At 50.8% G+C, this 9,587-nt stretch carries 10 protein-coding genes and 1 rRNA gene; 4 read left to right on the forward strand and 7 right to left on the reverse strand.

What is annotated here, in order from left to right:
- Nucleotides 1-95: 95 nt before the first annotated feature.
- Nucleotides 96-611, reverse strand: a complete 516-nt coding sequence (yihI, locus tag PUZ33_RS14015) for a Der GTPase-activating protein YihI (RefSeq protein WP_013099380.1) — start codon at nt 609-611, stop codon at nt 96-98.
- Nucleotides 612-1,190: 579 nt separating this feature from the next.
- Here yihI and yihA point away from each other — a divergent pair.
- Nucleotides 1,191-1,820 carry a ribosome biogenesis GTP-binding protein YihA/YsxC gene (gene yihA, locus PUZ33_RS14020; protein ID WP_020686870.1) on the forward strand — a complete coding sequence of 210 codons (630 nt, stop codon included), beginning with the start codon at nt 1,191-1,193 and terminating at the stop codon, nt 1,818-1,820.
- 98 nt (nt 1,821-1,918) lie between these two features.
- Here yihA and PUZ33_RS25240 read toward each other — a convergent pair whose 3' ends face one another.
- Nucleotides 1,919-1,966, reverse strand: coding sequence for a spot 42 RNA, inhibition of DNA synthesis (locus PUZ33_RS25240; protein WP_071892919.1), 48 nt, complete (start codon nt 1,964-1,966; stop codon nt 1,919-1,921).
- 166 nt (nt 1,967-2,132) lie between these two features.
- Nucleotides 2,133-4,925 carry a DNA polymerase I gene (polA, locus tag PUZ33_RS14025; RefSeq protein ID WP_058680481.1) on the reverse strand — a complete coding sequence of 931 codons (2,793 nt, stop codon included), beginning with the start codon at nt 4,923-4,925 and terminating at the stop codon, nt 2,133-2,135.
- Nucleotides 4,926-5,364: 439 nt separating this feature from the next.
- Here polA and PUZ33_RS14030 point away from each other — a divergent pair, with 439 nt between their 5' ends.
- Nucleotides 5,365-6,273 carry an acyltransferase gene (locus PUZ33_RS14030; RefSeq protein WP_013099384.1) on the forward strand — a complete coding sequence of 303 codons (909 nt, stop codon included), beginning with the start codon at nt 5,365-5,367 and terminating at the stop codon, nt 6,271-6,273.
- A 23-nt stretch (nt 6,274-6,296) separates the two neighbouring features.
- On the opposite strand, the gene dsbA is transcribed toward PUZ33_RS14030, so the two are convergent.
- From dsbA to PUZ33_RS14045, 3 genes are all read right to left on the reverse strand, one after another.
- Nucleotides 6,297-6,920 carry a thiol:disulfide interchange protein DsbA gene (gene dsbA / locus PUZ33_RS14035; RefSeq protein ID WP_013099385.1) on the reverse strand — a complete coding sequence of 208 codons (624 nt, stop codon included), beginning with the start codon at nt 6,918-6,920 and terminating at the stop codon, nt 6,297-6,299.
- A gap of 27 nt (nt 6,921-6,947) precedes the next feature.
- Nucleotides 6,948-7,934 carry a serine/threonine protein kinase gene (locus tag PUZ33_RS14040; RefSeq protein ID WP_038985329.1) on the reverse strand — a complete coding sequence of 329 codons (987 nt, stop codon included), beginning with the start codon at nt 7,932-7,934 and terminating at the stop codon, nt 6,948-6,950.
- A 75-nt stretch (nt 7,935-8,009) separates the two neighbouring features.
- Entirely contained in the window at nt 8,010-8,279 is a 270-nt protein-coding gene (locus PUZ33_RS14045; RefSeq protein ID WP_013099387.1) for a YihD family protein, read from the reverse strand.
- A 68-nt stretch (nt 8,280-8,347) separates the two neighbouring features.
- On the opposite strand from PUZ33_RS14045, the gene mobA reads away from it, so the two are divergent.
- Nucleotides 8,348-8,932 carry a molybdenum cofactor guanylyltransferase MobA gene (gene mobA, locus PUZ33_RS14050; RefSeq protein WP_058680480.1) on the forward strand — a complete coding sequence of 195 codons (585 nt, stop codon included), beginning with the start codon at nt 8,348-8,350 and terminating at the stop codon, nt 8,930-8,932.
- Nucleotides 8,929-9,432: a molybdopterin-guanine dinucleotide biosynthesis protein MobB gene (gene mobB / locus PUZ33_RS14055; RefSeq protein WP_058680479.1), complete on the forward strand. Its 504-nt coding sequence runs from the start codon at nt 8,929-8,931 to the stop codon at nt 9,430-9,432. Before mobA ends, mobB begins: the two co-directional genes overlap by 4 nt.
- Before the next feature lie 78 nt (nt 9,433-9,510).
- Here mobB and rrf read toward each other — a convergent pair.
- A 5S ribosomal RNA gene (gene rrf / locus PUZ33_RS25245) occupies nt 9,511-9,587 on the reverse strand; the annotation flags it as partial.

Genomic DNA, 9,587 nt, shown 5'->3' on the forward strand with positions numbered 1-9,587 from the left:
CGCGACAACCGCCGTAGTTTAACGAATAACCACACCAGATAACATATAACCGGAAGGGTTATAAGCAGGACTATCGTTCCTGCCGGGTGCAAATGTTAGTTTCCACCCTTCAGAAGACGCATCATATCTTCCTGCTTTTCATCTTCTTCTTCATCTTCGTCATCGTCGTATGACAGGCCCAACTTCTGCATCAGTTCGTCGATGCGATCCAGTTTGGCATCCACCCAGGACTGCTCTTCAGCGGTCAGGGTTTCACCCTCTTCAAGACGTTCCAGCAGCGCGTCCAGGCGCTCATCGTTCTCCAGCAAATCCAGCTCAGCCTGCGGTGAAAGCATAGGTTTCTCGCTCTTTGGTTTGTGCTGCTTAGTGACCGGGGTGTCTGTCACGCCCAGTGGAATGGGAGTTTTACTGCCGATACGTGGATCTTTCTGCGGCTTATTTTTAGCAGAAGCGCCAGATGCACCGCCACCGTTTGCACGGCTACCCGCAGCATGACCGCGATGTTTTTTTTCGCGTTTGCGATCGCGCGCTTCCTGGTTCAGTTCTTCGCGCGTTTTGCGGCGTGCTTTGGCAGGGCGTTTCGCGCCCGCTGCGGAGGTCGGTTTTTTCATGATGTTTTATCTTTAAGTCGTTTTCTTCAGTATAGAATTGCGGCGAAATCTAGCAGAAAGCAAGCAAAGAAAAAAGGCGACAGAGCAATCTGTCGCCTTTTTTCCTGACTCATAACCCTTAACGGGTCAGACATTCCGTGTTTGCCTACAACAAACCCTGTTTATCCGTTGGCTGATACCGTCCGTGATACGGTTCCTTTTCCTGTTAAAACGCCTCCAGGCGCTGGTCATCCTGACAATCCTGCGTCTTCGCCTCCTGGCGCTCCTGACCCTTATCCCTAAGTCATTATCCTGTTGGCATCCCCGCCTTGACGCACACTTTACCTTGTTCATTTAAACTAACAAGCAACGAAAGGGTACAAAAACGGATTTTCAGATAATCACTCAATATTAATCTTATGATTTAAAACAGTTTGTATTTTTTTACACCTGCGATTTCTCTGAAATTTCTCATAATATCTATAGCCGATGTCTCACATCGGCCAGGGCTTAAGCCTACAGACCAGGTGCAATCAAAAAAGCCTTTTGCCTGCATTCAGGTATAATCCCTCGCAGATTACGATTTTTGGAGACGACCACGTGACTACCTGGAACTACCAACAGACGCATTTTGTCACCAGTGCGCCCGATATTCGCCACCTGCCCTCTGATACCGGCATCGAAGTGGCCTTTGCTGGCCGCTCGAATGCGGGGAAATCCAGCGCACTGAATACGCTGACCAATCAGAAGAACCTGGCGCGTACCTCAAAAACACCTGGCCGTACCCAGCTGATTAACCTGTTTGAAGTGGCCGAAGGAAAACGCCTGGTCGATTTACCGGGGTACGGTTACGCGCAGGTACCGGAAGAGATGAAGATCAAGTGGCAGCGCGCGCTGGGTGAATACCTGGAAAAGCGCATGTGCCTGAAAGGCCTGGTGGTGCTGATGGATATTCGCCACCCGCTGAAAGACCTTGATCAGCAGATGATCGACTGGGCTGTGGCAAGCGATATTGCCGTTCTGGTGCTGCTGACAAAAGCGGATAAGCTGGCGAGCGGCGCGCGTAAAGCGCAGGTGAATATGGTTCGTGAAGCGGTACTGGCATTCAACGGAGATGTGCAGGTTGAAGCTTTCTCCTCGCTGAAAAAGCAGGGTGTGGATAAGCTGCGTCAGAAGCTCGACAGCTGGTTCAGTGAGCTGGAGCCCGCAACAGAAGCGGAAGAAGAGTAATACCGTGCGCGGCCATGGCCGCGCTTTTTTTTGTCCGAAATTTTCTTTGCCGCAATAAAAAACGCCCCAGTCATTACTGACTGGGGCGGCTAAAATATTCAGCCAAATCCGATTACGTGAAGTAAAAGGTCTGAAAGATAGAACATCTTACCTCTGTACCCTACGCCGCTAACTCTACCCCTTTTTTTGCTGCAGAAAAAGCACTTTTTGTAGTTTTTTTTCATTCTTTACATAGGGAATTCTAATGATCGTCACAAAACGCACGTCGTTATGTTGCTAACTTACATAAAAAGCGCGTTATTCGCCGAACCATTAGTGAGCCTGATCCCAGTTTTCACCACTTCCCACTTCCACCAGCAACGGCACATCGAGTTTCATGCTGTTTTCCATCAGTTCGTGGATCGTCTTCGACACGCTATCGAGATCGTCTTTGTGCACTTCGAACACCAGTTCATCGTGTACCTGCATGATCATTTTCACGCGCGGTTTCTCTTTTTCCAGCCAGGCATCCACGGCGATCATCGCGCGCTTGATGATGTCAGCTGCGGTTCCCTGCATCGGGGCGTTGATTGCAGCACGTTCTGCCCCGGCACGGCGCGCCGCGTTGCTGGATTTAATGTCGGGTAAGTAGAGACGACGACCGTCCAGGGTTTCAACGTAGCCTTTTTCCTTCGCCTGCGCGCGGGTGCGTTCCATATATTCCAGTACGCCCGGATATCGCTCGAAGTAGAGATCCATATACTTCTGCGACTCTTTACGCGGAATATTGAGCTGGCGTGAAAGACCAAAGGCGCTCATGCCGTAAATCAGGCCGAAGTTGATTGCTTTCGCGCTGCGGCGTTGCTCGTTTGTCACGCTGTCCAGCGGCAGACCAAAGACTTCCGCAGCGGTTGCCCGGTGGATGTCCTTCCCTTCGGCAAAGGCCGTCAACAGGCCCTTATCACGCGAGAGGTGCGCCATAATGCGCAGCTCGATTTGCGAGTAGTCAGCAGAAACAATCAGATAGTCATCAGGTGCAATAAACGCCTGACGAATGCGACGCCCTTCTTCATTTCGAACCGGAATGTTCTGCAGGTTTGGATCGGTCGAGGAGAGACGTCCGGTGGCCGCCACAGCCTGATGGTATGAAGTATGCACACGACCCGTTTTCGGGTTGATCATCAGCGGCAGCTTATCGGTGTAAGTCGATTTCAGCTTTGCCAGACCACGGTACTCCAGAATGACTTTGGGTAGTGGATAATCCAGCGCCAGCTCCTCCAGCACCTCTTCAGAGGTGGACGGTGCGCCGCCAGGGGTTTTCTTCAGCGGTTTGATCCCCTGCTTTTCAAACAGGATGGTTTGCAGCTGTTTTGGCGATGAGAGGTTAAACGGCTCACCGGCAAGCTCATGCGCCTTTTGCTCCAGTTCGGTCAGACGCTGGGCGAGTTCGCCCGAGTGGTTATGCAGTACCGTCGGATCGATTTTTACGCCATTGCGCTCAATGCGTGAAAGAACAGGTACCAGCGGCATTTCAATGTTCTGAAACACATTCAGCGGCCCTTCGTGCTTCTGCAGTTTTGGCCACATTTTCAGATGCAGCTGCAGCGTGACGTCGGCATCTTCTGCCGCATAGCGTCCCGCCTCTTCCAGCGCTATCTGGTTAAAGGTGAGCTGATTTTTGCCCTTACCGGCAATCTCTTCAAACGTGATGGTTTTGTGCTTCAACCAGCGGTCAGACAGGGAGTCCATATCATGACGACCTGCTACGCTGTCCAGAATGTAGGATTCCAGCATGGTATCAAACGCGATACCGCGCAGCTCAATACCGTAGTTTTGCAGAATACCGCGATCGTATTTGAGGTTTTGCCCCACCTTCAACGCGTTGTCGTCTTCCAGAATCGGCTTCAGCAGTTCCAGTACGCGTTCGCGAGAGAGTTGCTCCGGTGCGTCCAGGTAATCGTGCGCGACAGGAACATAGGCAGCGATACCCGGCTCTGTCGCAAAGGACAGGCCCACCATATTGGCGGTAATGTTATCCAGACTGTCGGTTTCCGTGTCGAAAGCAAACACCGGTGCTTTTTTCAGTTTCTCGATCCAGGCAACCAGCTGTGACTCTTCAAGAATGGTTTCGTAGTGCTCAAAAGAGAGCGCTGCGGCTTCTTCTTCAGCCTGATCGTCGGCATCAATGACAATCGTCTCTTTTGGCTTCGCAGCCGGTTTGGCGCCTTTTGCCTGCAGCCATTTACCGGCTTCCACGTCGGTGGTCCAGCGCTTAAATTCGTATTTCTTAAACAGGCTCAGCAGGTCATCCGCAGATGGTTGTTGTACCTCAAGCTGCTCACATCCCAGTTCCAGCTCAACATCGGTTTTAATCGTCGCCAGCTTATAGGAGAGATAAGCCACCTCTTTATTCTCTTCCAGCTTCCCGGCCATGGTTTTTGCGCCACGGAAGGAGAGCCCGGCGATTTTGTCAGACTCTGCATACAGCGTATCCAGCCCACCCAGTCCCTGAAGGAGTGCCTGTGCCGTTTTTTCGCCAACGCCTGGCACGCCTGGGATGTTATCCGATGAGTCGCCCATCAACGCGAGGAAATCGATAATCAACTCTGGCGGCACGCCATATTTTGCGACCACCTCTTCAGGGCCGAGGATGGTGTTGGTCATGGTGTTAATCAGGGTGATCCCTGGCGTCACCAGCTGCGCCATATCTTTATCACCAGTACTGACGAGAACCGGACGGCCCATTTTTTCGGCTTCACGCGCCAGGGTGCCAATGACGTCATCCGCTTCAACACCAGAAACCGCCAGCAGTGGCAGCCCCATCGCTTTCACCATCGCGTGCAGCGGCTCAATCTGCGCACGCAGATCGTCAGGCATTGGCGGACGGTGGGATTTGTAATGCTCAAATAACTCGTCGCGGAAAGTTTTGCCTTTCGCATCAAAAACGACTGCCGCATGGGTTGGCTGATACTGAAGGATCAGGCTACGCAGCATGTTAAGTACACCGTACATCGCGCCGGTGGGTTCCCCTGCGCTATTGGTCAGAGGAGGAAACGCATGATACGCCCGATACAGGTAAGAAGAGCCGTCGACGAGAATAAGAGGGTTTTCTGGGATCTGAACCATAATGTCCGTGCCTTTAATCAATTTATGACTAAAGGATGCCACAGAAGGATGAAAACATCAGTTATTAGCGCCTGATACTGGAAAAGATTTTACGATCGTGAGGATCGCTCGCAAAATTTAAACTGTGGATAAGTTTGTGAATACTTTCACTTCATATGACTAACAAAGGCAAAAAAAGCGTAAAGACACATAATTATAATCTATTTATCAATTAGTTATATACTGACAGTGATTTATATTGCTAGCTAATGAGAATATAGCATATGTGGATATATGCCCGGTTTGCTGCGTAATAGTAGTGAAATCTTCTGCAGCGAGATGCTACCTGTCAACTCTCCGTATGAAAGCCCCATTATTTTGTCTGATTTCTGATAAAATCAGCGCCCTGCACCGGATAGTCGGTCGCTAACTTACAGCTAACCATTTGAAAAAGCTCATCATGTCGAGATTGCTCGCTGCAATAACATTACTGTTAAGCATCATTTTAACTATTCTGGTAACGATCGCCTGTTCTGTACCGATCATCATCGCCGGGATAATTAAACTGCTGTTACCTTTGCCTACGGTTTGGCGAGCCGTGTCGGCGTTTTGTAATTTCATGATGTACTGCTGGTGCGAAGGGTTGGCCATCCTGCTGCGCCTGAATCCTCACCTGAAGTGGGACGTTGAGGGTCTGGAAAGACTCAACAAAAAGAACTGGTATCTGCTGATCTGTAATCACCACAGCTGGGCCGACATCGTGGTGTTATGTGTGCTGTTCCGTAAGCATATCCCGATGAACAAATACTTCCTGAAGCAACAGCTGGCCTGGGTACCGTTTATCGGCCTGGCCTGCTGGGCGCTGGATATGCCGTTTATGAAACGCTATTCGCGCAGCTATTTGATTCGCCACCCGGAGCGACGGGGTAAGGATGTGGAAACGACGCGTCGCTCCTGCGAGAAGTTTCGCGCACATCCGACAACGATTGTGAATTTTGTCGAAGGCTCGCGGTTTACAGAAGAGAAGCGTCTTCAGACTCGCTCCCCTTATCAGAACCTGCTGCCACCCAAGGCGGCGGGTATTGCCATGGCGCTTAACGTGCTGGGGGCGCAGTTCGATAAATTACTGAACGTGACGCTCTGCTATCCGGAAAACGATAAGACGCCTTTCTTCGATATGCTCAGCGGCAAGCTGACGCGTATCGTGGTTCGTGTCGATCTGGTACCAATTGATACCGAACTGCATGGGGACTACGTTAACGATAAGAACTTCAAACGTCGTTTCCAGCTTTGGCTTAATACGCTCTGGAAAGAGAAAGACGAGCAGATAGAGAACATCAAAGCTTCAAACAAAAACGCCGGTCATTGACCGGCGTTTTTATATCATTGGATTTACTTCTTCTCGACCAGGTATTTCACGGTGTCTGCGTACTGCTGTACGAAGATATCCATGCTGCTGGTGTCCATGCCCTGCATGTTCAGCTGATATTTGCCGTTAACATACATCGCCGGAACGCCCTGGAGCTGCAGATCGGCTGCGGCTTTTTCCTGTTGAGCAACCAGCGATTTCACGACAAAGCTGTTCCACGCGGCGTCGTAGTCTTCACCTTTCACGCCTGCGTCAACGAACACTTTACGAATATCTGCTGCGGTCTGGACGGTCTGGGTTTTCTGCACCGCTTCAAACATAGGGGAGGTGATCTTATCTTCCACACCCAGCGCAATCGCAACCGCCCACGCCTGAGTCAGGTCTTTACCCAATGGGCCCAGAAACTCAACGTGGTATTTAGTCATTTTGGTGCCTTCCGGCAGCTTTTTCTTCACGTTGTCAGCAACATGCAGCACCTGCTCAAACTCATAGCAGTGTGGGCAATAGAACGAGAAGAACTCGAGAACCTGTGGCTCGCCAGCGACGGGCTTGTCCAGCGTGATGTACTGTTTGCCGTCGGTAAACTGTGCAGCAGAAGCGCTAAATGCCAGAATCATACCTGCCAGCGCCAGCCAAATTTTTTTCATGATTAACTCTCTCCTGGGTGTGTCCAATTAATACATCGGCGTTAGTTGCAGTGGGGGTTCCTGAAGAACCTTAACCTGCTCAGTAAATGTGGATATCTGGCTGCGCCAGTAATCCTCTCCGGTAAGCCACGGGAAATTACGAGGAAATGCGGGATCATCCCAACGCCTGATTAACCATGCGAGATAATAAACAAAACGCATCGCACGTAAAGGTTCTATCAGGGCAATTTCGTCTGAATTAAAAGGGCTAAACTCTTCATAGGCTTCAATAATCGTTTCAAGCTGCATACGTTGCTCGGCTTTGTCGCCGTTGAGCAACATCCACAAATCCTGCACCGCTGGCCCCATCCGCGCATCATCGAGGTCAACAAACAGAGGGCCATCGCGCCAGAGAATATTCCCGGCATGACAATCACCATGCAAACGCAGGACAGAAATATCATCGCGCCAGCAGGCTTTTACCGCCCCAATAAGTTTATCCGTCGCGCTGAGAAACGCGTCCTTTAACGCAGAAGGAATAAGCGCTGAGGTTTCGAAGACCTGGCGGGGCTCAATAAGGTATTCCTGAATACCGATAGTCGGGCGGGCAATAAACGACGTTTTGCGTCCCGTCTGGTGGATGCGCCCCAGATAGCGGGCAACCCACTCCATTTGGTCGATATTATCCGCTTCAAACTGGCGGCCACCCAGACTGGGAAATACGGCGTAATAGAACCCTTCGTGCGTAAGCAGCGTTTGGTTATTGAATTTTATCGGTGCGGCAACAGGAACTTCGTCATTCAGTAGATCGTGAGCAAACTGATGCTCTTCCTGAATTTGTTCAGCGGACCAGCGCTTGGGGCGATAGAACTTAACAACGAAGCGCTGACGATCCTCGTCCTGGAATTGATAGACGCGGTTTTCGTAGCTATTTAGCGGGGTTAGCCCGGAATCCACCCGAATACCCTGCTCAAACAGCGCATCCATAATGGTATCCGGGTGTAATGTCTGGAAAGTAAAAGCCTGGTCGTTCATCCGATCATCCGGAAATTATACGAATGATTCAGGATATCATCTTGTGGCGATTTCGGTGCCGCCGCTTACAAGCTTTTACTCTTTAATTACGCCTCGGGCGCGCAGCAATGCGGTTTTAAAATCTTCCTCATAATCTTTCTGAATACCAGGAATAACAGCATCTTTGGCAGAGTCACGCATTTTGAGGTGATAGATCAGGATGTCGTCAGAAAGGTCTGTCAGTTCACCTTCAAAACCTGACTCTTTCGCCAGTTTCTGTAAAAATTGCATCAGATTCAGCTCTGGCTCTTTTTGCCAGGCTGGCTGGAGGAGTTCAATGACTTCATTCAGACGTTTACATTTCATGGTGGTGCTCCTTTCATTTAGAGTGACACGTTAGCAGGGTCAATCCCACAATAAAAGAGGCGATATTTGTGAATCCGGGTCAGGAAATCATCGGAGTGGTTCTGGCGGGTGGCAGGGCAACGCGCATGGCGGGAAAAGATAAGGGGCTTCAGCAGCTTAACGGTAAGCCACTTTGGCAGCATGTTGCTGACACGCTTGCAGATCAGGTTTCGGCAATGGCCATCAGTGCCAATCGCCATATCGATATTTATCAGCGCAGCGGATACCCCGTTTATCAGGATACTCTCGGGGATTACGCAGGACCGTTGGCCGGCATGCTCTCGGTCATGCAGTTGTCTGAGGCAGAGTGGTTTGTTTTCTGCCCGTGTGATACGCCGTTTATTCCCTCCTGCCTTGTCGAGCGTCTCGTGCAATTTCGTGATGGTGCACCGGTTGTCTGGGTGCATGACGGTGAGCGTGACCATCCTGCTATTACGCTGATTCATAGCTCATTAGTTCCAGCGCTGCAGGATTACCTGACGGCGGGAGAGCGAAGAGTCATGGTGTTTATGCGTCAGTCAGGCGGCCATTCCGTTGATTTTAGCGACTGGAAGTCTGCATTTGTGAACGTGAATACGACGGAAGATTTACAGACCATGCAGGAGAAAAAATGACGCCTGTTTTAGCTATCGCCGCCTGGAGTGGTACCGGGAAAACAACGCTGCTTAAAAAGCTGATACCCGCACTTTGTGCCAGAGGCATCCGCCCAGGGCTGATTAAGCATACCCACCACAATATGGACGTCGATAAACCGGGTAAAGACAGCTATGAACTGCGTAAGGCAGGTGCCGCGCAAACCATGGTGGCAAGTCGTGAGCGGTGGGCATTAATGACGGAAACGCCCGATGAAGCACCGCTGGATCTCGCGTATCTGGTCAGTCGGATGGATCACTCCACGCTTGATCTGGTGCTGGTTGAGGGGTTTAAGCATGAGGCCGTTGCAAAGATCCTGCTGTTCAGAAGCGATGCCGGGCATGATGTTAGCGAGTTAACGCTGGATGAGCATGTCATTGCGGTGGCCAGCGATGTCGCTCTCGATGTTGAGGTCCCGGTGCTGGATTTAAATGATGAGGATAAGATTGCTGCGTTTATTGTGGGGCGGTGTGCGGTCTGATGCCCCTTCCACAGGGTGAGGGAGAAATCAAAAGCAAAAAACCCCGCACCTTACGGTACGGGGTTCTTCTTATTTGATGCCTGGCAGTTCCCTACTCTCACATGGGGAGACCCCACACTACCATCGGCGCTACGGCGTTTCACTTCTGAGTTCGG

Source organism: Enterobacter cloacae complex sp. 2022EL-00981, from assembly GCF_028737495.1.
In the GTDB taxonomy this organism is placed as follows: Bacteria; Pseudomonadota; Gammaproteobacteria; order Enterobacterales; family Enterobacteriaceae; genus Enterobacter; species Enterobacter cloacae.